General features: G+C 73.4%; 4 protein-coding genes and 1 pseudogene. 1 reads left to right on the top strand and 4 read right to left on the bottom strand.

The window, feature by feature from the left end; translation table 11 throughout:
* Nucleotides 1-71: 71 nt before the first annotated feature.
* From GBN72_RS08205 to GBN72_RS08195, 3 genes and pseudogenes are all read right to left on the bottom strand, one after another.
* Nucleotides 72-14,102 (bottom strand): annotated as a pseudogene (locus GBN72_RS08205) (type I polyketide synthase); the annotation flags it as partial.
* 317 nt (nt 14,103-14,419) lie between these two features.
* Complete coding sequence (locus tag GBN72_RS08200) at nt 14,420-15,190, bottom strand: thioesterase II family protein (RefSeq protein WP_151771061.1); 771 nt, start codon at nt 15,188-15,190, stop codon at nt 14,420-14,422.
* Nucleotides 15,191-15,386: 196 nt separating this feature from the next.
* Entirely contained in the window at nt 15,387-16,646 is a 1,260-nt protein-coding gene (locus GBN72_RS08195) for an FAD-dependent oxidoreductase (RefSeq protein WP_151771060.1), read from the bottom strand.
* Nucleotides 16,647-16,937: 291 nt separating this feature from the next.
* Between GBN72_RS08195 and GBN72_RS08190 the strand changes: the two genes are divergently transcribed.
* Nucleotides 16,938-17,165: a DUF5988 family protein gene (locus GBN72_RS08190; RefSeq protein ID WP_151771059.1), complete on the top strand. Its 228-nt coding sequence runs from the start codon at nt 16,938-16,940 to the stop codon at nt 17,163-17,165.
* 169 nt (nt 17,166-17,334) lie between these two features.
* Here GBN72_RS08190 and GBN72_RS35845 read toward each other — a convergent pair whose 3' ends face one another.
* Nucleotides 17,335-25,779 (bottom strand): type I polyketide synthase, encoded by an 8,445-nt coding sequence (locus GBN72_RS35845; protein WP_151771058.1) that lies wholly within the window; start codon nt 25,777-25,779, stop codon nt 17,335-17,337.
* Between the last annotated feature and the right edge of the window lie 74 nt (nt 25,780-25,853).

Below are 25,853 nucleotides of genomic sequence, written 5' to 3'. Positions count from 1 at the left end.
GTAGGTGGGAATCGGCCGGGAATCGGCGGGCGCGCGAACCGGGCGACGCCGCGTTCCTCTCGGGCCGTCGGTCAGGCTTTTCCGAATTCACGCTGGATGAGCTCGAACATCTCGTCGGGCGTCGCCACGTCGAGCAGGTCGTCGACGTCCGGCTCCGCCTCCGGCCGGTGTGCGGCGGTGACGCCGTTCCACCGGGTGAGCAGGGCCTCCAGGCGCCTGGCGACCTCGTCGCCTCCGCCGCCGCCCTCCGGGGCCAGGGAACCGAGGAGACGCTCCAGCCTGTCGATCTCCGCCAGTGCGCCGGCCTCGCCGGCCGTGTCTCCGTCGTCCTCGGGCGCGAACTGCTCGGCGAGGTGCCGTACGAGGTCGTCGGGGGTCGGGAAGTCGAACACCAGGGTCGCCGGGAGCCGGAGCCCGGTCCGGCGGCCCAGCCCGTTGCGGAGTTCGACCGCCATCAGGGAGTCGAAGCCCGCCGCGACGAACCCGTTCCGCGCCTTGATCCGCGTGGGGTCGTCGATGCCGAGCACCCGCGCCGCCTCCTCCCGCACGAGCGCCAGGAGGATCTCCTCCCTCGCCTCGGCGCCCCCGCCGGCGTTGCCGGAACCGGCCGCGGCGAGACGGTCACGCAGTTCGGCGGCGGGGTCCGCTCCCTGGGCGGCCGGGGATCCGGCGGCTTGCCGGGCGTCGGCCTCGTCACCGGCGACGGCCGCCGCTTCGGGCAGGTCGGCGAGGAGTGGGCTGGGGCGGAGGGCGGTGAAGGGCTGGACGAACCGCGCCCAGTCCACGTCCGCCACCGCCACGGACGTCTCCTCCGCCGCCACAGCCATCTCCAGCGCGGCCAGCGCGTGCTCCGGCTTCATCACCGGAAGCCCTCGCCGCCCCAGCCGCTCCTCGCTCTCCGTGGTGACCAGTCCCCCGCCGGCCCAGGGGCCCCAGGCGATGGAGGTGGCCGTCAGGCCGCGGGCGCGGCGCTGCTGGGCGAGGGCGTCGAGGTAGGTGTTGGCCGCGGCGTACGCGGCCTGGCCACCACTGCCCCAGGTGGCGGCGATGGAGGAGAACAGGACGAAGGCGTCGAGGTCGGTGTCGGTGTCGGTGTCAGCGAAGACCGCGTGCAGGTTGGCGGCGCCGGTCACCTTCGCGTGCAGCACGTCCGCCAGCTCCGCCGCACCGATCTCCTTCAGCGGCGTGATCTGCCCGGCCCCCGCCGCGTGCACCACCGCGCGCACCGGGGTGCCGTCGGCGCGGAGGGTGTCGGCGAGGGCGGTGAGGGCGTCGCGGTCGGTGGCGTCGCAGGCCACGACGGTGGCCGTCGCGCCCAGCTCCTCGATCCGCGTGCACAGTTCCGCCGCGCCGGGCGCGTCAGGCCCGCGACGGCTGGTCAGGACAACCCGCTCGGCACCGTTCTCGGCCGCCCAGCAGGCGACCCGAGCGCCCAGACCACCGGTCCCACCGGTGATCAGGACCGTGCCCCGCACCTTCCACGCCTTGCCCGCGTCGGAGGCGGTCGCCCGCGTGACGCGGCGGGCGAGGACACCGGCCGGACGCACCGCCGCCTGGTCCTCACCGTCACCACCGGCGAGGACGGCGGCAGTACGCTCCCACGCCTGCCCGTCCAGCACATCCGGCAGATCGACGAGTCCGCCCCACCGCTTCGGCTCCTCCAGCGCGACGACCCGGCCGAAGCCCCAGACCTGCGCCTGCGCGGCACTGCGCACCGGGTCCGAGTCGCTGGTGGTGACGGCGCCCTGGGTCAGGGACCACAACGGAGCCTGCACACCGGCCTCACCCAGGCGCTGGACCAGCTCGAGCGTCGCCGCGAGACCAGGAGCGACACCCGTCTGCGACACGTCCTCGTCGTCGACCGCCAGCAGGGAAAGGACACCGGCCGCGTCCTGGTGAACGGTCAGGTCGGTGTCGGCACCGATCCGCACGACCTCCGCGCCCGAGCTCCTCAGCCCGTAGGCGGCCCACTCGACGGTGAACTCGTCCAGCGTCTCCGGCACGACCAGCAGCCACCGGCCCTCGAGAGCGGCGGACTCCGCGGCGGCGACGGGCTTCCAGGTGACGTGATAGCGCCAGCCGTCAACGGTCCACCGCCGCCGCTGCCGGTCGCGCCAGGACGCGAGCACAGGAAGGGCGTCCTTCAGCGGCACGTCACCACTGAGGTCCATCGCGGACAGATCCTCACGCTGCACTGCCTCCCAGAACACTTCGTCCATGGCCGACGAAGCGAGCGGCGAGCGAACGGCCGGCTTCTCCTTCAGCCAGAACTGCTGGTGCTGGAAGGCGTAGGTGGGGAGGTCGATCTGCTGGGCGTTGGTGCCGGCGTAGTAGGCCGTCCAGTCGACGGCGGTGCCGTTCACGTGCAGTTCGGCGAGGGCGGTGACGACGGCGTCGGTCTCGGAACGGTTCTTGCGCAGGGCCGGCACGAACGCGGCATCCACCGCCGTTTCCTGGGCCATGGCGGAGAGGACGCCGCCGGGGCCGAGTTCGAGGTAGGTGGTCACGCCCTGGGTGTCCAGGTGGCGGATGCCGTCGGCGAACCGGACCGCCTGGCGGACGTGGTCCACCCAGTAGTCCGCGGTCAGCAGTTCCTCACCCGCGACAGAGCCGGTGAGGTTGGAGACGATCGGGATGCGGGGGGCGTGGAAGGTGGCCGACTGGAGGAGGGTGCGGAACTCGTCGAGCATGGGTTCCATGCGCGGCGAGTGGAACGCGTGGCTGACCCGCAGCCGCTTCGACTTCTCGAAACGGCCCGCGATGGCCAGTACCTCGTCCTCGTCACCGGAGATCACGACCGAGGTGGGACCGTTCAGGGCGGCGATGGAGACGTTGTCGGTGAGCAGGGGCAGGACGTCGTCCTCGGTCGCCTGGACGGCGACCATCGCCCCACCCTCGGGCAGGGCCTGCATCAGCCGACCGCGGGCGGCGACGAGCGCGGCCGCGTTCTCCAGCGACCAGACGCCCGCGACGTGCGCGGCAGCCAGCTCACCGATCGAGTGGCCGAGGAGGTAGTCGGGGGTGACACCCCAGTGCTCCACCAGCCGGAACAGAGCCACCTCGACCGCGAACAGACCAGCCTGCGTGTAGACGGTCCTGTCGAGGAGGTCCGACTCCGCGTCGAAGACCAGCTCCTTAACCGGCCGGTCCAGATGCTTGTCCAGCTCCGCGCAGACCGCGTCGAACGCGTCCGCGAACACCGGGAACGCCGCGTACAGCTCCCGGCCCATCCCCGCCCGCTGCGAACCCTGGCCCGAGAACAGGAACGCCGAACGCCCGCCCCCGGCCACACCCGACACGACACCCGTTGCCGAACGCCCCTCGGCCACCGCGCGCAGAAGTTCCTCGCGGTCCTCGCCGAAGACCACCGCACGGTGGTCGAACAGGGTGCGTGCGGACACCAGGGACCAGCCCACGTCCACCGGCGAGACACCGCCCGCGGCCAGCGGCAGCAGACGCTCCGCCTGGCCCGCCAGCGCCTCCGGCGACTTCGCGGACAACACCCACGGCACCGCCGGAAGCACGGACCCCGCCTCACGGACGGGCTCCGGCTCCTCCTCGGCGGACTCCAGGATGATGTGCGCGTTCGTACCGCTGATACCGAACGACGACACACCCGCACGCCGCGGACGCTCACCCGCCTCCGGCCACTCCCGAGCCTCCGTCAGCAACTCCACCGCACCCGCCGACCAGTCCACCTTCGACGACGCCTGCGCGGCGTGGAGGGTGGGCGGCAGGACGCCGTGGCGCATGGCCATGACCATCTTGATGATCCCGGCGACGCCCGCCGCGGCCTGCGTGTGCCCGACGTTGGACTTCAGTGAGCCGAGCCACAGCGGCCGACCGTCCTCGGGACGGTCCTGGCCGTAGGTGGCGAGCAGCGCCTGCGCCTCGATCGGGTCACCCAGCTTCGTGCCGGTGCCGTGGGCCTCGACGGCGTCCACGTCGGCACCGGTCAGACCCGCCCCGGCGAGCGCCGCGCGGATGACACGCTGCTGCGACGGCCCGTTGGGGGCGGTGAGGCCGTTGCTGGCGCCGTCCTGGTTGACCGCCGAGCCCCGCACCACCGCCAGCACCTGATGCCCGTTGCGGCGCGCGTCCGAGAGCCGCTCCACGAGGATCATGCCGACGCCCTCGCCCCAGCCGGTGCCGTCCGCGTCGTCGGAGAACGACTTGCACCGGCCGTCCGCGGCCAGACCACCTTGGCGGGAGAACTCCACGAAACCTGCGGGCGTCGCCATCACCGTGACACCGCCCGCCAGGGCCATGTCGCACTCGCCGCTACGCAGTGCCTGCGCGGCCAGGTGCAGGGCGACCAGCGACGACGAGCATGCCGTGTCCACCGTCACCGCCGGCCCTTCCAGCCCGAAGGCGTAGGACAGCCGACCGGAAAGCACACTGGTCGCCGTGCCGGTCAGGAGCTGACCGCTGACACCCTTCTCGCCCTGCGCCAGTGCCCCACTTCCATAACCCTGGCTGCAACCGCCGACGAAGACACCGGTTCGGCTGCCCCGCAGGCTGGTGGGAGCTATCCCCGCTCCCTCGACCGTCGCCCAGGCCGTCTCCAAGGCCAGCCGCTGCTGCGGATCCATGGCCAGGGCCTCGCGGGGCGAGATGCCGAAGAACTCGGGGTCGAAGGAACCGGCGTCGTGCAGGAACCCTCCGACCCGCGCGAACCCACCGGCCCCGGTGTCCAGATCCGCGAGAGAGACGCCCTCCCAGCCACGGTCCACGGGGAACCCGGTGATGCCCTCCAGCCCGGAACTGACCATCTGCCACAAGTCCTCGGGCGATGCCACCCCACCCGGCAACCGGCACCCCATACCGACGATCGCGATCGGATCATCGTCAACGGGCATCGTCCGGACATCGGGCACGGCGATGGTCCGGACCGAATCGTCCATGAGGTGTTCGGCGAGGTGAGCGGCCAGGGCCTGCGTGTCCGGGTAGTCGAACACCAAGGTTGCGGGCAGCTGCAGCCCGGTCTCCTCGGCAAGGCGGTTGCGGAGCTCGACTGCCATCAGCGAGTCGAACCCGAGGTCGCGGAACGCCGTCGTGGGGGCAACGGCGGAAACGTCGCGATGCCCCAGCACGGCTGCGGCGTGTTCGCGGACCACCTCGCGCAACGCCGCCAGGATCTCCTGCTCCTCGAGCCCCCGCAGACGCTCCTTCAAGGCCGAACGGGCCGAGGACCGCTCGGGAGAGGCGCTGTCCGTCGCGTCCTGGCTGATGGCCGCTTCGGGGAGATCGGCGAGGAGTGGGCTGGGGCGGAGGGCGGTGAAGGGCTGGACGAACCGCGCCCAGTCCACGTCCGCCACCGCCACGGACGGCTGCTTTGCCGCGACCGCCATGCCGAGCGCGGCCAGGGCGTGTTCCGGATCCATCACCGGAAGCCCCTGCCGGCCCAGCCGCTGCTCACCCTCACTGGTCACCAGCCCTCCACCGGCCCAGGGGCCCCAGGCGATGGAGGTGGCGGGCAGGTTGTGGGCGTGGCGGTGTTGGGCGAGGGCGTCGAGGTAGGTGTTGGCGGCGGCGTACGCGGCCTGGCCGCCGCTGCCCCAGGTGGCGGCGATGGAGGAGAACAGGACGAACGCGTCGAGGTCGGCATCGGCGTCGGCGAAGACGGCGTGCAGGTTGGCGGCGCCGGTCACCTTCGCGTGCAGCACGTCCGCCAGCTCCGCCGCACCGATCTCCTTCAGCGGCGTGATCTGCCCGACGCCCGCCGCATGTACCACCGCGCGCACCGGGGTGCCGTCGGCGCGGAGGGTGTCGGCGAGGGCGGTGAGGGCGTCGCGGTCGGTGGCGTCGCAGGCCACGACGGTGGCCGTGGCGCCCAGTTCCTCGATCCGTGTGCACAGTTCCGCCGCGCCGGGCGCGTCGGGGCCGCGACGGCTGGTCAGGACGACGCGCTCGGCTCCGTTCTCGGCGGCCCAGCAGGCGACCCGGGCGCCCAGGCCGCCGGTGCCGCCGGTGATCAGGACCGTGCCCCGCACCTTCCACACCCCGCCCGCGGGAGCGGGGGCCGCCCGCGTGACGCGGCGGGCGAGGACACCGCCGGGGCGTATCGCGGTCTGGTCCTCACCGGCACTTCCGGCGAGGACGGCGGCGGTGTGCTGCCACGCCTGCCCGTCCAGGACCTCGGGGAGGTCGATGAGTCCGCCCCACCGGGTGGGTTCCTCCAGTGCGGCGACCCGGCCGAAGCCCCAGACCTGGGCCTGGGCGGTGTTGCGGATCGGGTCCGCATCGCCGGTGGTGACGGCGCCCTGGGTCAGGGACCACAACGGAGCCTGCACACCGGCCTCACCCAGACGCTGGACCAGCTCGAGCGTCGCGGCAAGACCAGGAGCGACACCGGCGTCCGACACGTCATCGTCGTCGCCGACCGCCAGGAGGGAGAGGACACCGGTGGCGTCGGTGTGTGCGGTGAGGTCGGTGTCGGTGTCGATTCTCACGATGTCGGCGCCGGTGGCTGTCAGGCCCTCGGTGGCCCAGTCGGTGATTGTCGTGTCCAGGTTTTCGGGCACGGCCAGCAGCCAGACACCCTCGAGGGTGGGGTTGGTGGTGGGGACGGGCTTCCAGGTGACGTGGTAGCGCCACTGGTCGAGGGTGGAGTGCTGCCGCTGCCGGTCACGCCAGGACGACAGGGCCGGCAGGGCGTCCTTGAGGCTGAGGTCGCCGCTGACGTCGAGTGCGGACAGGTCCTCGCTGTCCACGGCGTTCCAGAACGCCTCGTCGACCGGATCCGCGCCGGTGCGGGTGTCCCGCAGGGGTGCCTCGGGCCAGAACCGTTCGTGCTGGAACGCGTACGTGGGCAGATCGGCCCGACGGGCGTCGGCACCCGCAAAGTAAGCCGCCCAGTCCACGACCACGCCACCGACATGCAACTCGGCCAACGCGGCCACCACCGCGTCGGTCTCCGACCGGTTCTTCCGCAACGCCGGCACGAACACGGCGGCGTCGGCCACCGACGCCTGGGCCATGGCGGACAGAACCCCGCCCGGGCCCAGCTCCAGATAGGTGCTCACGCCCTGGGCGTCCAGGTGACCGATACCGTCCGCGAACCGGACCGCCTGGCGGACGTGGTCCACCCAGTAGTCCGCGGTCAGCAACTCCTCCCCGGCGACGGTGCCGCTCAGGTTGGAGACGATCGGGATCCGCGGGGCGTGGAAGGTGGCGGCCTGCACGACCTGCCGGAACTCCTCGAGCATCGGCTCCATGCGCGGGGAGTGGAAGGCGTGACTGACGCGGAGCTTCTTCGACTTCTCGAACCGGCCAGCGATCGCCAGCACCTCGTCCTCGTCGCCGGAGATGACGACCGAGGCCGGCCCGTTGAGGGCGGCGATGGACACGTTGTCCGTCAGCAGCGGGAGGACATCGTCCTCGGTCGCCTGCACGGCGACCATCGCCCCGCCCTCGGGCAGGGCCTGCATCAGCCGGCCGCGTGCGGCCACGAGTGCAGCAGCGTCCTCGAGGGACCAGACGCCCGCGACGTGTGCGGCGGCGAGTTCGCCGATGGAGTGGCCCAGCAGATAGTCGGGCGTCACGCCCCAACGCTCCATCAGCCGGAACAGCGCCACCTCGACCGCGAACAGACCCGCCTGCGTGTAGACGGTCCGGTCCAGCAAGTCGGACTCGATGTCGAAGACCAGGTCCTTGACCGGCCGGTCCAGGTGCTTGTCGAGCTCCGCGCAGACGGCGTCGAACGCGTCGGCGAACACCGGGAACGCCTCGTACAGCTCGCGTCCCATCCCGGCCCGCTGCGAACCCTGGCCCGAGAACAGGAACGCCGAACGCCCGCCCCCGGCCACACCCGACACGACACCCGCGGCCGAACGCCCCTCGGCCACCGCGCGCAGCAGTTCCTCGCTGTCCTCGCCGAAGACCACCGCACGGTGCTCCAGGTGAGCGCGATGCAGCGCGAGGGTCAGGCCCACGTCGGACGTGGAGAGTTCGGCGGCGCTCACCGCCTCGAGCAGGCGACCGGCCTGTGCGGCCAGCGCCTCCGGGGTCCTGCCCGACAAGGCCCACGGCACCACAGGCAGCACGGCCCCCACCTCGCGGATGGGCTCCGGCTCCTCCTCGGCGGACTCCAGGATGACGTGCGCGTTGGTCCCGCTGATGCCGAACGACGACACACCCGCACGGCGCGGACGCTCACCGGTCTCCGGCCACTCCCGCGCCTCCGTCAGCAGCTCCACCGCACCCGCCGACCAGTCCACCTTCGACGACGGCTCACCGACGTGCAAGGTCCCCGGCAGCACACCGTGGCGCATCGCCATGACCATCTTGATCACACTCGCGACGCCCGCGGCCGCCTGCGTGTGCCCGATGTTGGACTTGATCGAACCCAGCCACAGCGGCCGGCCGTCCTCCGGGCGTTCCTGACCGTACGTGGCCAGCAGCGCCTGCGCCTCGATCGGGTCGCCCAACTTCGTGCCCGTGCCGTGCGCGTCGACGGCGTCCACGTCGGCGCCGGTCAGACCCGCCCCGGCGAGCGCCGCGCGGATGACGCGCTGCTGCGACGGCCCGTTGGGTGCGGTGAGGCCGTTGCTGGCGCCGTCCTGGTTGACGGCCGAGCCCCGCACCACCGCCAGCACCTGATGCCCGTTGCGGCGGGCGTCGGACAGCAGCTCCACCAGCAGCACGCCGACACCCTCGCCCCAGCCGGTGCCGTCCGCGTCGTCCGAGAAGGCCTTCACCCGGCCGTCCGGGGCAAGGCCGCCCTGACGGGAGAACTCCACGAAGCCGGCCGGTGTCGCCATCACCGTGACGCCACCCACCACGGCCAGGTCGCACTCGCCGGAGCGCAGCGCCTGCGCCGCCAGGTGCAGGGCGACCAGCGACGACGAGCACGCCGTGTCCACCGTCACCGCCGGGCCCTCCAGCCCGAAGGCGTAGGACAGCCGACCGGAAAGCACGCTGGCCAGGCTTCCGATGGCGCCGTGCCCCGCGGTGGAGTCCTCGGCCGCCTGGACGACGTTCGCGTAATCCTGTCCGTTGGTGCCCGCGAACACCCCGGTACGGCTGCCGCGGAGGGACAGCGGGTCGACTCCCGCGCGTTCGAAGGCCTCCCAGGACGTCTCCAGCAGCAGCCGCTGCTGGGGGTCCATGGCGAGTGCCTCACGCGGCGAGATGCCGAAGAACGCGGGATCGAACGCGGGGGCGTCGTGCAGGAAGCAACCGTGGCCGACGTAGGACGTGTTCGGTGTGCCGCGTGTCGGGTCGTACAGGGCGGCGACGTCCCAGCCACGGTCGGCGGGGAAGCCGCTGAGGCCGTCACGCCCGGCCACCAGCATCTGCCACAGCTCCTCGGGCGACGTCACGCCCCCGGGGAACCGGCAGCTCATCCCGACCACCACGACCGGGTCGTCGGCGGTGGCGGAGGCAGCGTGCCCAACGGTCACGGGGCCCGCGTCCTGCGAGGGCGTCCCGATGCCGTCGAGATGGGCGACCAGGTGTGCTGCGAGCGCGGTGGGCGTCGGGTAGTCGAAGACGAGGGTGGCGGGCATGGAGAGCCCGGTGGCTGCGCCCAGGTGGTTCCGCAGGTCCACGGCGCTCATCGAGTTGAAGCCGAGGTCCTGGAACGTCCGGTCCTTGGGAATCCTGCTGGTGTCGCTGTGGCCGAGCACGGTGGCCGTCTCGGCCAGCACCAGATCGAGCACGGCACGCGCCCGCTCGGCCGCCGGCAGCGCGAGGAGCCCGTCGACCTGCGAGGAGAAGCGGCCCTTGCCGCCGTCGGCGGGGGCGTCGGCCGACGCGGCACGCTCGTCGTCGCGGAAGTCCGGGAGTTCACGGATCAGCGGGCTCGGGCGGCGCGTCGCGGTGTGGGCGACCATGCGTCGCCAGTCGACGTCGGCCACCACGAGGCAGGTCTCGTCGTCCTCGAGTGCCTGCTCCAGCCCGGCGAGCGCCTGCTCGGGGTCCATGGCGTGGGCGCCGACCCGGTCGAAGCGCTCCTCCGCGCTGCCCTGGGCGAGCCCCGCCCCGCCCCAACGGCCCCAGGCGACGGACGTGGCGGGCAGACCCGCGGCCCGCCGGGCTTGGGCGAGCGCGTCGAGGAAGGCGTTGCCGGGAGCGTAGTTCCCCTGCCCCGGAGCCCCGACGACACCGCTGAGGGAGGAGAAGAGCACGAACGCGGACAGGTTCAGCCCGACGGTGAGGTCGTGCAGGTTGCGCGCTCCGTCGACCTTGGCACGCAGCGCGTGCGCGAGGCGTTCGGGCGTCAGGGCGTCGATGAGAGCGTCGTCGAGGGCGGCCGCGGTGTGCACGACGGCCGTCAGCGCAGACTCCTCGGGGATCGAGGAGATGACCGCGGCCAGGGCGTCCCGGTCCTCCACCGGGCACGCCTCGACCCGCACCCGGCAGCCCAGGCCCTCGAGCTCGGCGGCGAGGTCCGCCGCACCGGGTGCGTCGAGCCCACGACGGCTGGTGAGGACGAGCCGGCGCACGCCACGGCTCGCGAGGCGGCGGGCGACGTGGGCGCCGAGCGCACCCGTGCCGCCGGTGACGAGGACGGTTCCGTCCGGGTTCCAGTCCGTGGCCCGGCCGGTGTCCGTAGCGAGGTTCGTGTCCGTGGCCCGGTTCCGCTTCTGTGCCGACGACGGCGCCCGGACGAGGCGTCGGGCGAACGTTCCGGCCGACCGGATCGCGAGGTGATCCTCGTCCTCGTTGCCCGCGAGCACCTGGCGCAGCCGCTCGTGGCCGCGCTCGTCAAGGTCCTCCGGCAGGTCGATGAGGCCGCCCCAGCGCTGCGGGTACTCGGTGGCGACGACTTCGCCCAGGCCCCAGCACAGTGCCTGTGAGGCCCCGACGACGGGTTCGTACGGCCAGACGGCGACCGCTCCGCAGGTGGCGGTCCACAGCGGTGCGTCGAGCCGGACGTCGTCCATGGCCTGAGCAAGAGCGACCGAGGCCGCGTAACCGGCGGGGAGATCCGGTACTCCGGGGTGCTCGCGTTCGTCGAGCGGGAGCAGGGAGAGGACGCGTCCGACGGCGGTCGGCAGCTCTCCGGTCGCCTCTGCCAGCCGGTCGGCGATCGTGGCCCGGGAGGCGTCGGCGGGAACGCGGAGAACCGCGGCGCCGTCACCCAGCGCGGCGAGGCACGCGTCCGTCAGGGGCGATTCGGTGCGGTCGGTGACAACGACGAGGGTGGTGCCGGGCAGCGCGGACGTCGGGCCGGTAGAGCCCGACAGACGCTGCCAGGTGGTCCGGTACCGCCAGGAGTCCAGAGCGTCCGCCGCTCTGCGCCGACGTCTCCAGTCCGACAGGGCCGGCACGACGGCGGTGAACGGGTCGTCGAGACCGACGTCCAAGGCCCGGGCGAGCGACTCGAGATCACCTTCTCCGACGGCCTCCCAGAAGGCGTCGTCTCCCTCGGCCGCCTCCGCGACGAGGCGCGCCGCCTGAGCGGCGTTGAGCCAATAGCGTTCACGCTGGAAGGCGTAGGTGGGGAGGTCGACGCGTCGGGGGTTGGTGCCGGTGTAGTAGGCGGTCCAGTCGACGGTGGTGCCGTGGGTGTGGAGTTCGGCGAGGGCGGTGACGACGGCGTCGGTCTCGGGGCGGTTCTTCCGCAGGGCCGGCACGAACGCGGCATCGGCCACGCTTTCCTGGGCCATGGCGGACAGAACCCCGCCCGGGCCCAGCTCCAGGTAGGTGGTCACGCCCTGGGCGTCCAGGTGGCGGATGCCGTCCGCGAACCGGACCGCCTGGCGGACGTGGTTCACCCAGTAGTCGGCGGTCAGCAACTCCTCACCCGCGGTGGTGCCGCTCAGGTTGGAGACGATCGGAATGCGGGGCGCGTGGAAGGTGGCCGCCCGCAGGAGGGCGCGGAACTCCTCGAGCATGGGTTCCATGCGCGGCGAGTGGAACGCGTGACTGACGCGCAGCCGCTTCGACTTCTCGAAACGGCCCGCGATGGCCAGCACCTCGTCCTCGTCGCCGGAGATGACGACGGAGTTCGGGCCGTTCAGGGCGGCGATGGACACGTTGTCGGTGAGCAGGGGCAGGATCTCGTCCTCGGTCGCCTGGACGGCGACCATCGCCCCGCCCTCCGGCAGCGCCTGCATCAGCCGACCGCGTGCGGCCACCAGAGCGGCAGCGTCCTCGAGGGACCAGACACCGGCAACGTGCGCGGCGGCGAGTTCACCGATCGAGTGGCCGAGAAGGTAGTCGGGGGTGACGCCCCAGTGCTCGACCAGCCGGAACAGGGCCACCTCGACCGCGAACAGACCGGCCTGCGTGTAGACGGTCCTGTCCAGCAGGTCCGACTCCGGGTCGAAGACCAGGTCCTTGACCGGCCGGTCCAGGTGCCTGTCGAGTTCCGCGCAGACGGCGTCGAACGCCTCGGCGAACACCGGGAACGCGTCGTACAGCTCGCGTCCCATCCCGGCCCGCTGCGAGCCCTGGCCGGAGAAGAGGAACGCCGAACGCCCACTCACGGCCGTGCCCCGGACCACACCGGGCGCGGTGCCGCCGGAGACCAGGATTTCCAGCCCCCGGACGAAGTCCTCCCGGCCCGCCGCCACCACGGCGGCCCGGTGCTCGAAGTGCGAGCGGGTGGAGACCAGGGACCAGCCGTTGTCGCCGGTCGACGTCTCCTCGTCCTCACGCACCCGCGACAACAGACGCCGCGCCTGACCGGCCAGCGCCTCCGGCGACTTCGCCGACAGCACCCACGGCACCACCGGAAGCACGGCCCCCGCCTCGTGGGTGGGCTCCGGCTCCTCCTCGACGGACTCCAGGATGACGTGCGCGTTCGTCCCGCTCACACCGAACGACGACACACCCGCACGACGCGGCCGGTCACCCGCCTCCGGCCACTCCCGCGCCTCCGTCAGCAGCTCCACGCCGCCGGCGGCCCAGTCGACCTTCGACGACGGCCGTTCCGCGTGCAGGGTCCGGGGCAGAACCCCGTGGTGCATCGCCATGACCATCTTGATCACGCCACCGACGCCCGCGGCGGCCTGTGTGTGCCCGATGTTGGACTTCAGCGAGCCGAGCCACAGCGGCCGTCCGCCCTCGGGGCGCTCCTGGCCGTAGGTCGCCAGCAGCGCCTGCGCCTCGATCGGGTCGCCCAGCGTCGTGCCCGTGCCGTGCGCCTCCACCACGTCGACGTCGGCGCCGGTCAGACCGGCTCCGGCGAGGGCGGCGCGGATGACACGTTCCTGCGCGGGCGCGTTCGGCGCGGTCAGCCCGTTGCTGGCGCCGTCCTGGTTGACGGCCGAACCTCGCACCACCGCCAGCACCCGGTGACCGTTGCGGCGCGCGTCCGACAGACGCTCCACCAGCAGCACGCCGACGCCTTCGCCCCAGCCCGTGCCGTCCGCGTCCTCGGAGAACGACTTGCAGCGCCCGTCGGTCGACAGACCGCCCTGGCGCTGGAAGTCGGTGAAGGCGGCGGGGGTGGCCATGACGGTGGCTCCGCCCGCGAGGGCCATGTCGCACTCGCCGTTGCGCAGCGCCTGGACGGCCAGGTGCAGGGCGACCAGCGACGACGAGCACGCCGTGTCCACCGTCACCGCCGGCCCTTCCAGGCCCAGGGTGTAGGCGACGCGGCCCGAGGCGACGCTGCCGATGTTCCCGATGCCCAGCAGCCCCGCGACCCCCTCGGGGACGTCCTCGTCGGCGATCCCCGCCGCGTAGTCGTGGTACATGAGGCCGACGTACACGCCGGTCCGACTGCCGCGCAGGCCGGCCGGGCCGATGCCGGCACGCTCCACGGCCTCCCAGGACGTCTCCAGCAGCAGCCGCTGCTGGGGATTCATGGCGAGCGCCTCGCGCGGCGAGATCCGGAAGGGAGCGGGGTCGAAGTCGCCGGCGTCGTGCAGGAAACCGCCCGCGCTCATCCCGGGGGTGACGGCCTGGACCCCGTTGGGGTCGTAGAGGTTGTCGGCGTCCCAGCCGCGGTCGGCGGGGAAGCCGCTGACCGCGTCGGTGCCGGTGGCGACGAGCCTCCACAGCGCCTCGGGGTCAAAGACCCCGCCGGGGTAGCGACAGGCCATGCCGATGATGGCGACGGGCTCCCGGTCCTTGGCCTCGGCGCGACGCAGTCGCTCGCTGGTCTCGTGCAGGTCGGCTGTGACTCGCCTCAAGTAGGAGCGGAGCTTTTCTTCGTTCGCCATCAGAGCGTCACCTGTCCGGATAACCGACGAGCTGGAACTTCGTGAGGGAGCAGAAACGGGGCGGGGGCGGAGGGCGGGGCGGAAGGGCGGGGGCGGGGGCGGGGCGGGATGCGGCGGATCCACATCCGGTCGGGGTCCGTCCGGGGTCCGTCCGGGGTCCGGTCTGCGTCCGGCACGGAAAGTGCCCGGGAAGACGGGGAAAGGCGGGGGCGGGCCTCACCGGCCACGCCGCCCGCCTGTTCCGGGCGTACGGCCGTCAGGGGAGTCGTCCGGCGCGGGGGCCGCCGGGCGGCGCCCGCCTAGCGGCTGCCGACGGCGGCGGTCGCCAACCGGTCCGAGATGATCTTCAGCATGGCGGGCTGGTGGTTGGAGAGGAAGAAGTGGCCGCCCGTGTACGTGTGCATCTCGAACGCGGCGTCCGTGTGGTCCTCCCAGGACCGGGCCTCGTCGAGGGTTACCTTCGGGTCGTCGTCGCCCGTGAAGACGGTGATGGGGCACGACAGCGCGGGACCGGGCTCGTAGGCGTAGGTCTCGGCGGCGCGGTAGTCGCCGCGGATCGCGGGGAGCGACATGCGCAGCACCTCCTCGTCGCCGAGGACACGCGGGTCCGTGCCGCTGAGCAGGCGCAGTTCGGCGAGCATGCCCTCGTCGTCCCGCAGGTGCACGGTCTCGTGGCGCGGGCGGGAGGGTGCGCGGCGGCCGGAGGCGAAGAGGTGGACGGGGGCGGCGCCGCGGGCCTCCATCAGCCGGGCCATCTCGAAACCGAGGGTGGCACCGAGGCTGTGGCCGAACAGGGCGGTCGGCGGGTCGTCGGGGCCGGGGGAGAGCACGTCGACGATCTGCCGGGCGAGTTCCTGAAGCGTTTCCACGCATTTCTCGTGGCGGCGGTCCTGGCGCCCCGGGTACTGCACGGAAATGACGTCCAGTTCGGGGGAAAGGGCTCTGGCGACCGGGAAGAAGAACGTCGCCGAGCCGCCGGCGTGCGGCAGGCAGACGAGTCGTGTTCTCCGTCCGGACGTTTCACTGAATCTGCGGAGCCACAGCGTGTGGTCGACTTCCGGAGCAGCCATGTGAGACGTGGGTCCTTTCCGCTTTTCCCGCTTTCCCGCCACTTCCCGTCGACGGTAGAAGGGGGAGTCCGGCGGCCCAACCCCTCCGGTCCGGACTGTTCCCCCTACTCCCCCGGCGCCGCGTAGGGGGCGACCCGGAGACGGACCCGGGTGGGGGCCGGGGCCGAAGGGGCGGACCGAAGGGGCCGGCCGGCCGTCAGAGGAGAGCCGGCTCGGGCAGTACGGCGCCCTGACGGCGCAGCTCGGCGCCGACCTCGGAGCCGTCCGGCGTCCCGCCGTCGGCCACCACGGCCGCGGCGACACCCGCCGCCTGCCCGGTGGCGAAGGCGGTGCCCATGACCCGCAGCGAGGCCCCGGCGAGGCGGTCGCCGTCGACGTTGCGGCCGGCGGCGAACAGGTTGTCCGTGTCGGCGCTCCACAGCGACCCCAGCGGGATCTCGTAGTAGCCGTCCCCCTTGATGAAGTGCCACTCGGACGGCCGGCCGGGGCCCGGGTGGTACTCGACCGGCCAGGCGCCGACCGCCACCGCGTCGTGGAACCGTGCGGCGCCCAGGACCTCGTCAACGCCGAGCCGGTAGCGGGCGATGACGTGACGGGACTCGCGCGTCCCCAGCTCGGGACCGGTGCTGACGATGTACGCGCCCTCGGCTCCGGGCAGGGAGCGGATGACGTCGAGGTAGGCGTGCGCCTGGACGCGGGCGCGGGCCTCGGCGCGGCTGACGTCGGCGGCGTCGCGGGCGTCGTACGCCTCGTCGACGATGTAGGCGATGACGTCCCCGGACACCGGCAGCCGGGCGACCAGTCCGTGGGCGGAGACCAGCGGGCTCACGCCTCGGGCGCGAGCGGTGTGGACGGCGGCGGAGACCTGGGCCCTGGAGACGTCGACGTGCCGCGGGATGCCTCCGAACCGGACGCCGAGCGACCCGTTCTGCACCATGCCGTCCGTTCCGTAGCGGACCGCCGCGCCGGCGAAGGCGGCGAGGTCGGCCTCGCCGCTGGCGTCGACGAAGGCGTCCGCGGCGACCTCCGTGACGCCGCGGTGGCCGGCGACGCTCACCCGGGTGATCCTCCCGTCCACCCGGTGCGCCCCGGACACATGGCTGTGCAGGCGGACGTCGACGCCCGCGGCGGCGCACAGCGTGTCCAGGGCCCGCTTGACGGCCTCCGGCTCGAACACGACGCACACGCCGTTGAACCGCTGCGGAGCGCTGACCGCGCCTTCCTCCCGGAGCGCGGACAGGACTTCCTCGGCCACGCCGAACACCACCTGCCGGGGCTCGTCCTCGCGGGTGTAGATCCCGCAGTACGTCAGGACGTTGCGCAGCGTGGCGGCGCCGCCGAGGCAGGGGCCGCGCTCCAGCAGCAGGGTGCGGGCACCGGCGCGGCGCGCCCCCACGGCGGCGGCGACGCCGGCGGACCCGCCGCCCACGACGACCACGTCGTACTTCTCTGCCATCTGAGGGCCTTCCGTAGAGGAATCGTTCGGGATCGGGATATCGGTCGGACGGATGCACGGCGCGGAGAACATTCGGCCGATCCACCCGCCGAAGGCTGCGCACGGAAAGTCGGTACGGTTCCGTGCGGTTCCGTGCGCGCCGGAAAAGACAATTGTGGCCAGGGTCTTCAGAGAAGCACTCGGGAGGGACCCCTACCAAGAATTCCGCCCCCCTACCGGGGGCGGTCAGGGGTGCTTGAAAGGGGCGGATCCGAAGAAGAATGAGGCTGGATCGAGACGAGAGGTGTGCCGATGACACAGACCCTGCCCTTTCCCTCAGGCACGACGAACAGCCCCGTCCGACTCGAAGGAGGCCCTGCCGAACTCATCGGCAACGTGGATTTGAAGGATTTCCGCGAATTGATCTTCTCCGACGAGAAGATCAAAATCCGGCACGGCAACGGCTACGAGCACTACACGCCGTCCGGCAACGCGCCAGGGGTCTACCAATGGGTGGGCCGCACCAAGATCGCCGAATAGTCAGGCGAGTCCCGCAAGGCCTCAGGGTCCGTCCTCCGCCACCGCGGATGGCGGACCCTGAAGCTTGTGCGGGCGAACGCCGACCGCGGCGAGGACGAAGGCCGAGGCGAGGGCGAGGGCCAAGGCCAAGGCCAGAGCGAGGGGCACTCGCGCGCCCCTCGCCCGTGCCTCAGGTGGTGCTGAACCGCTGGTCGATGAACGCGAACAGTTCGTCGTCCGAGGCCGAGTCGATTTCCTCCCGGACGTCCGCGTCACCCTCCTCCTCGAACGGGACGTGTCCGGCCGGCCCTTCCCGGACCTCGTCCCACCGTGCCAGCAGGTTCCTCAGCCGCAGTGCCACGGACTCCGCGGGCCCGCCGTCCGGGGCGAGTCCCTTGGCGCGTTCCGGTGTCAGCGTCTCGAACGCCTCCTCCAGCCGCCGCAGTTCCGCGTCAAGGTCGATCGGTCCTCCCGCGTCCGGCCGGGCGTCGGGGGCGGGCGCCAGCAAGGACAGGACGTGGGCGGCCAGGTCCAGGGGCGTCGGATGGTTGAAGACCAGGGTCGCGGGCAGCCGCAGCCCGGTCAGCGCGTTGAGCCGGTTGCGCAGTTCGACCGCGGTCAAGGAGTCGAACCCCAGCTCGCTGAAGGCGTGCCCCTCTGCGACCCGGTGTCCGGGGGCGTGGCCGAGCACCGACGCCACCTCGTTCACGACCACGTCGACCACCATCGCCTGACGCCTCTCGGGGGCGGCCTCGGCGAGCCGGTCCCCCAGCGTCCGTCCGGCCTCCGTCCCGCTGCCCGCGGCGGCCCGGCGCGGAACCGCCCGCAGCAGCCGCCGCATGAGCGGAGGGACGACCCCGGTCTCGGCGGCGTTCCGCCGCCCGGCCGACAGGTCCAGCACCACGGGCACGACCGCCCCGTGGGGGGCGTCCACCGCCGCGTCGAACAGCTCGAGGCCGCGCGCGGCGGACATCGGCGCCATCCCGGAGCGCCGCAGCCGCCGCACGTCCGCCTCCCCCAGGTTCCCCAGCATGCCGCTCTCCGCCCAAGGTCCCCAGGCGAGGGCCACGGCGGGCAGCCCGCGCGCCCGGCGGTGCAGCGCCAAGGCGTCCACGTAGGCGTTGGCCGCCGCGTAGTTGGCCTGTCCGGGCGCGCCGATCACACCGGCGACCGAGGAGAACAGCACGAAGAACGACAGGTCCATGTCGGCGGTCAGTTCGTGCAGGTACCGGGCGGCGTCCGCCTTGGGGCGGAAGACCGTCGCGACGCGCTCCGCGGTCAGCGACGCGACCACACCGTCGTCCAGCACGCCCGCGGTGTGCACCACGCCGGCCAGCCGGCCGCCGGTGACGGCCGTGGCCAGCAGGGTGGACAGCGCCGCACGGTCACCGACGTCACACGCCTCCACCCGCACCGCCGCGCCCGCTTCGCGCAGCTCGGCGACGAGTTCGTCCGTACCGGGCGCGGCCGCGCCGCGCCGGCTGACCAGGAGGAGGTCCCGGGCCCCCCACGCGGTGACCAGGTGCCGTGCCATCAGACCGCCCAGGGTGCCGGAGGCCCCCGTCACCAGGACGGTGCCGTCGACGTCCGGACGGCTTCCGGACCCGGCCGCCACGTCGGACCGTGTCAGGCGGGCGGCGTACGGCACTCCGTCGCGCACGGCGAGTTGCGGCTCGTCCAGGCGTGCCAGGGACGCGAGGTCCCGGACGGAGCCGTCCGTGTCGACGAGCACGACCCGCCCCGGGTACTCCGACTGAACCGACCGCACGAGGCCCCACACACCGGCGGCGCCCGGGTCCGGCACGTCACCGCCGTCGACGGCGACCGCGCCGCGGGTGACCACCAGCACGGGGCGGTCGTCCGGGGGGTTCCCGCCGAGCCACACCTGAAGCCGCTCCAGCACCCGTGTCACCTGGTGGCGGGCCTCGGCCGCACGGTCCACGTCCGCGCCTTCGGCGGCGGCCTGGACGGTGAGCACCAGCGCGTCAGGAGCGCCGTCCTCGAGCACGGTCGGTGCGTCCACCGGAACCCAGTCCACCTGGTACAGGTCGTTCCCGGGCGCGCCGCCGCCTCCCGCCCGGCCGAGCTGCTCCGCCTCGAGCGGCCTGAGCTCCAGCGACTCCACCGAGGCCACCGGGGCGCCGGTCTCGTCCGCGCACACGACGGAGACCCCCGGGCCCCCTGCCCCGGCAGGCGCCAGCCGCACCCGGAGCCGCCGAGCCCCGACGGCGTGCAGCCTCACCCCGCTCCACGCGAACGGCAGCCGGGTCCGGCCGTCCGTCTCCCCGGGCTCCGGGGCCGGCAGCAGGCCGAGCGCCACGGGGTGCAGGGCGGCGTCCAGCAGCGCGGGATGCACGCCGTACCCGTGGACATCGCCGCCGGCCGCCTCGGGAAGCTCCACCTCGGCGAACACCTCGTCCCCGCGCCGCCACACGGCGCCGAGCCCCTGGAACGCCGGGCCGTACTCCAGCCCCGTCTCCGCCAGTTCGCCGTACGCGGCCCCGGTCGGGACCTCTCGGGCGCCGGCCGGGGGCCAGACCTCCAGGGATCCGGTGTCCCGCACGGACACACCGGCATCCGCGTCCGCGTCCGTGAGCACGCCCGCGGCGTTGAGCACCCACCCGTCCCCGTCGTCGCCGGAGACACGGGAGTGGACGCGAACGTCTCGCCGCCCGTCCTCGCCAGGAGTATCGACCGCGATCTGGAGGGACACCCCTCCCCGCTCGGGCAGCACCAGCGGCGCGTGCAGCGTCAGTTCCTCCAGCAGCGGCGCACCGACCCGCCCACCCGCGTGCAAAGCCCAGTCCACCAAGGCCGTGCCGGGCACCAGGCGGGTGCCCATGACGACGTGATCGCCCAGCCAGGCGTGGGACGCGGACAGGGACCCCGTGAACAGGGCGGCCTCCGACCCCGCGACCTCCGTCTCGGCACCGAGCAGCGGATGCCCGGTGCGGTCCAGCCCGAGCCCCACGGGGTCACCGGCCCCGGCGGGAGAGGACTCCAGCCAGTAGCGCTGGTGCTGGAAGGCGTAGGTGGGCAGGTCCACGCGTCGGGCGTCGGTGTCCGCGTAGTAGGCCGCCCAATCGACGGTGGTGCCGTTGGTGTGGAGTTCGGCGAGGGCGGTGACGACGGCGTCGGTCTCGGGCCGGTTCTTGCGCAGGGCCGGGACGAACGTGGCGTCGGTGGTCGTTTCCTGGGCCATGGCGGACAGGACACCGCCGGGGCCAAGCTCCAGATAGGTGGTCACGCCCTGCTTGTCGAGGTGGCGGATGCCGTCGGCGAACCGGACCGCCTGGCGGACGTGGTGCACCCAGTAGTCGGCGGTCAGCAGTTCCTCGCCGGCCGTCTCACCGGTCAGGTTGGAGACGATCAGGATGCGGGGAGCGTGGAACGTGGCCGTCTGCAGGAGGGTGCGGAACTCCTCGAGCATGGGCTCCATGCGCGGCGAGTGGAACGCGTGGCTGACGCGGAGCTTCTTCGACTTCGCGAAGCGCTCGGCGATCGCTGTGACTTCGTCCTCGTCGCCGGAGATGACGACGGACGTGGGCCCGTTGAGGGCGGCGATGGAGACGTTGTCGGTGAGCAGGGGCAGGATCTCGTCCTCGGTCGCCTGGACGGCGACCATGGCGCCGCCTTCGGGCAGGGCCTGCATCAGTCGACCCCGGGCGGCGACGAGAGCGGCGGCGTCCTCGAGGGACCAGACGCCGGCGACGTGCGCGGCGGCCAGCTCACCAATGGAGTGGCCCAGCAGATAGTCGGGCGTGACGCCCCAGTGCTCCACCAACCGGAACAGAGCCACCTCGACCGCGAACAGCCCAGCCTGCGTGTAGACAGTCCTGTCCAGCAGGTCCGACTCCGCGTCGAAGACCAGCTCCTTCACCGGCCGGTCCAGATGCTTGTCCAGCTCCGCGCACACCGCGTCGAACGCGTCCGCGAACACCGGGAACGCTTCATACAGCTCACGGCCCATCCCGGCCCGCTGCGAGCCCTGACCGGAGAACAGGAACGCCGAACGCCCGCCGCCCCGCGCGGCCGTGCCCGTCACCGCACCGGAGGCGATCGCCTTCAGGCCCTGCACGAGGTCCTCGTGGCCGGAGCCCACCACCGCCGCACGCCGGTCGAAATGCGTACGGGTGAGGGCCAGCGAGCAGGCCAGGTCCAGCGGTGCGAGCTCCGCGTCCTCCCGGACCCGGGCCAGCAGGCGTTCGGCCTGGTCCGCCAGCGCCTCCGGCGACTTCGCCGACAGCACCCACGGCACCACGGGGAGCACGGCCTCGGGCTCCAGCTCCTCCCGGAGCACCGCCTCTTCCGCGGCCGACTCCAGAACGACGTGCGCGTTGGTCCCGCTGATGCCGAACGACGAGACGGCGGCCCGGCGCGGGCGCTCAGCGGTCTCCGGCCACTCCCGCGCCTCCGTCAGCAGCTCCACCGCCCCGGCCGACCAGTCCACCTTCGACGACGGCTCCCGTACGTTCAGCGTCGCGGGAAGAACCCCGTGACGCATCGCCATGACCATCTTGATCACGCCCGCGACACCCGCCGCCGCCTGGGCGTGGCCGATGTTGGACTTCAGCGAACCCAGCCACAGCGGCCGCCCGTCCTCCGGGCGGTCCTGGCCGTAGGTCGCCAGCAGCGCCTGCGCCTCGATCGGGTCACCCAGCGTCGTGCCCGTGCCGTGCGCCTCCACCACGTCCACGTCGGCGCCGGTCAGTCCCGCCCCGGCGAGCGCCGCACGGATCACCCGCTGCTGCGACGGCCCGTTCGGCGCGGTCAGCCCGTTGCTCGCACCGTCCTGGTTGACCGCCGAGCCCCGCACCACCGCCAGAACCCGGTGACCGTTGCGGCGGGCGTCCGACAACCGCTCGACCAGCAGCACGCCGACGCCCTCGGACCAGCCGGTGCCGTCCGCGTCGTCCGAGAACGGCTTGCAGTGACCGTCGACGGCCAGGCCGCGCTGGCGGGAGAACTCGATGAACGACGTGGTCTGCGCCATCACCGCAACGCCCCCCACCAGGGCGAGGTCGCACTCGCCGCTGCGCAGCGCCTGGACGGCCAGGTGCAGGGCGACGAGCGACGACGAGCACGCCGTGTCCACCGTCACCGCCGGCCCCTCCAGCCCCAGGGTGTACGCCACCCGGCCCGAGGCGACGCTGCCCGCGGTGCCGGTGGAGACGTACCCCTCGGCGGGGCCGGTGGCGGTGCCGTTCGCCCCGGTCCCGTAGTCGTGGTACATGAGGCCCGTGTACACGCCCGTGAGGCTGGCGCGCAGCGTGGCGGGGGCGATTCCGGCCCGTTCCAGCGCCTCCCAGGACACCTCGAGCAGCAGCCGCTGCTGCGGGTCCATCGCGAGCGCCTCGCGCGGCGAGATACCGAAGAACTCGGCGTCGAACTCCGCGGCGTCGTGCAGGAAGCCGCCGTCGCGGACGTACATCGTGCCGGTCTGCGACGGGTCCGGGTGGTAGAGGGAGGCGAGGTCCCAGCCCCGGTCCTGCGGGAACGGGGTGATGCCGTGTCCGCCGTCGGCCACCATGCGCCACAGGTCCTCGGGCGAGGCGACCCCGCCGGGGAGGCGGCACGCCATGGAGACGATCGCCACGGGCTCGTCCGCGCCGGCACCGCGCCCCGGGCCGTGGCCCTCGGCGACCGTGTAGGCGGGGACCGCCTCGTCGCGGCCTCCCAGGAGGGCGTCCAGGTGGCGGGCGACGGCGCGGGGCGTGGGGTGGTCGAAGGCGAGGGTGGCCGGCAGGGCGAGGCCCGTCGCGGCGACGATCCCGTCCCGGAAGCGGACGGCGGTGGTGGAGCTGAAGCCGAGGGACTTGAAGTCACGGTCGGGGTCGACGCCGTCGGCGTCGCGCAGGCCGGCGGCGGTGACGGCCTCGGACCGGACGATCTCGAGGAGGGTGCGCTGCCGGTCGGTGCCGGTGAGGGTCGCGAGCACCGTCCGCAGGGCGGCCGCCGCGTCGGCCTGGACCGCGGTGGCGGGGGTGGGCCGGGCGTGGGAGGCGGAGGGGTCCGCCACCAGGCCGGGCTCGTCCAGCATCAGGGCCGCGTCGAGGGCGGCGAACCGTTCGCGGTCGGTGAGGCCGTCACGGAAGGTCAGGGCGAGGCCGGGCAGCCCTCGGCCGCGGCGGTGCGCGGTCAGGGCGTGGGCGAGCGCGTCGGCGGCGGGGTCCGCCCCGTGGGGGCTGAGGAGCAGGAGTCGGGCCGGGCCGGCCATTGCGTCGATCCGGCGCAGGGCGTCCAGGTCGGCCGGCCGGCCGTCGGAGGGGAGGGCGTGGACGACGAGTGCCGAGGCCGGGTCGTCCAGTTGCCCGTGCGCGGCGGTGACGTCGGCCCCGGCGGCGCGCAGGTCCGTCTCGAGTTCCTCCCGCGCCGCCGCCGCTCGCCCCGGGTCCGGGTCGGCGTCCGGGTCGGCGTAGGGGGCTGCGTCGGGGCCGGCCGGGAGGACGAACCGGCGGACGCCGTGCGCCCGCGCCAGGTGGCGGGCGACGTCCGCGGCGGCCGGGTCGCTCGCCACGGGGACGACGACGGTGTCCGTCGCGCCGTCGGACGGGCGCAGGTCGCCGTGCGTGACGTCGCCCGGTGCGGGCGCGAGCGCGCGGCCTTCCCGCACGGCGGTCTCCGCCTCACCGCTCGCGACGGCGGCCAGGAGGGCGTCGGCGGTGGCCGGGGCGTGCGGGTCGTCGACGTCGACGACCCGCACGTCCGCACGCTCGCGCAGTACGCCGCGCGCGGCCGCCCCGGCGAGGTCGCGCGGCGGGTCCTCGGGGCCGGTGGAGAGCGTGCCCTCGGTGACGACGACGGCGCGGGGCCGGCCGGGGCCGGTTTCCCCGGCGAGCCGGTCGAGTACCGCGGTGAGGCCCTGGGATCCCTCGGCCGGGAGGCCGAGGAGCACCACGTCGGGGTCGGGAGCGCCCGGTGCCGGCTGCGGCCAGGCCCGGACGTCGGTCCCCGCGGCCGCCAGGCTCTCGGCGAGGCCCCGGGGGACGCTGTCGTGGACGGCCCAGACCTGGGCCTGGCGCGGGGCGGGCGGCAGTTCGGTCCAGCGGGTGCGGTGCAGGCTCTCGTGCCGGTCGGACACCGCGAGCAGCCGGGCCGGGACGTCGAGCAGGGACCGGCGGCTGACCTTGCCGGACCCGGTGCGCGGGATCTCCCGCACCTGGTACAGCTCGTGGGGCACCTTGTAGGACGACAGCCGGTGCCGGCACGCCTGGTACAGGGCGGCGGGGTCCACGCCCTCGGGCCCGGGGACCACGAAGGCGACCGGGACCTCGCCGAGGACGGGATGCGGCCGCCCGGTGACCCCGGCGTCGGCCACGTCGGGCCGACCCAGCAGGACGTCCTCGACCTCCGTGGGGTGGATGTTCTCGCCGCCGCGGATGATGAGTTCCTTGAGGCGGCCGGTGATGGTGACGTGGCCGGAGGGCGAGCGGCGCGCCAGGTCCCCGGTGCGGTACCACCCGTCGACCAGGACCTCGGCCGTGGCGTCGGGGCGGTTGTGGTAGCCGGTCATGACGTTGGGGCCCTTGACCCAGATCTCGCCCTCCTCCCCGGGTGCCGTGTCCTGCCCGTCGGCGGGGTCGACGAGGCGGACCTCGAGGCCGGGGACGGGCAGTCCGCAGGAGCCCTCCACGCGCGGGCCGTCGACCGTGCTCATGGTGACGGCACCGCACGCCTCGGTGCTTCCGTACAGGTTGAGGAGGGGGACTCCGTAGGCGGTCTCGAAGGCGCTCTGGAGACTGGACGTGGTGACCGCGCCGGCCACCAGGCAGGTGCGCAGGGACGGGGTCCGGAACCCCTGTCCGTCCGCCGCGGCGACGAGGTGGTGGTACAGCGCCGGGACGCCGGCCAGGAAGGTGGCGGACTCCTGCTGGACGGCGTGGGCGATGTCCTCGGCGGCGAGGCCGTCGAGGATCCGCGCCGTGGCCCCGACGGCGGTCACCCCGACGACGCACGCGATGTGGGAGAAGCTGTGGAACAGCGGCAGCGGCCACACGACCCGGTCGTCGGTGGACAGCCCGGCGACGGGTGCGTAGGAGGCGGCGACCGCCCAGAGGCCGTTGCGCTGGGTGGACAGGACGCCCTTGGGGCGCCCGGTGGTGCCCGAGGTGTAGAGCTGCCAGGTGATGTCGTCCAGGCCGAGGCTGTCGGGGGCGGGTACGGACGGTTCCGTGGTGGCGAGCGTCTCGAAGCAGTGGGTGCCGGGCGCGGCGGGCTCCGGGGGGAGGACGTCGGGGACGACCACGAGCAGCGGGTCCGCCCCGGCCGCCGCGCGGCGCACCTGCGGGAGGTGGGCGGCGTCCGTCACGACGGCCCGCGCGCCGCTGTCGGCGAGGATGTGCGCGAGTTCGTCGTCCGAGGAGCGGGGGTTGACGGGCACGCCGACGGCGGCGGCGCGGACGGCGGCGAGATAGCTCTCGACGGTCTCGACACGGTTGCCGAGGAAGATCACCAGCCGGTCCCCGGGGGAGATCCCGAGGGCTGCCAGGTGGCCGGCGAGCCGGGCGGTGCGCCGCTCCAGGGCCGCGTAGGTGAGTGACCGGCGTGCGTCGCGGAAAGCCGTCTTGCCGGCGTGCCGTTCGGCGTGCCCCTTGAGGATGTCGGGGAATGGGCGGATCAGCTCGGCACGCAGCATGTCACCATGTCCGTCTCTCGAGTCGGCCTCTCGGCCTCTCGGCGGCACCCACCGTCCGGCAGCGCCCCGGCCGG

The organism is Streptomyces abyssomicinicus (genome assembly GCF_008974245.1).
GTDB lineage: Bacteria > Actinomycetota > Actinomycetes > Streptomycetales > Streptomycetaceae > Streptomyces > Streptomyces abyssomicinicus.
This window is presented reverse-complemented; position numbering and strand designations above follow the sequence as displayed.

Bases quoted from the DNA above. Each gene is read 5' to 3' on its own strand.
- GBN72_RS08200 (WP_151771061.1), bottom strand. From the start codon at position 15,190: ATGGCTGCTCCGGAAGTCGACCACACGCTGTGGCTCCGCAGATTCAGT.
- GBN72_RS08195 (WP_151771060.1), bottom strand. From the start codon at position 16,646: ATGGCAGAGAAGTACGACGTGGTCGTCGTGGGCGGCGGGTCCGCCGGC.
- GBN72_RS35845 (WP_151771058.1), bottom strand. From the start codon at position 25,779: ATGCTGCGTGCCGAGCTGATCCGCCCATTCCCCGACATCCTCAAGGGG.
- GBN72_RS08190 (WP_151771059.1), top strand. From the start codon at position 16,938: ATGACACAGACCCTGCCCTTTCCCTCAGGCACGACGAACAGCCCCGTC.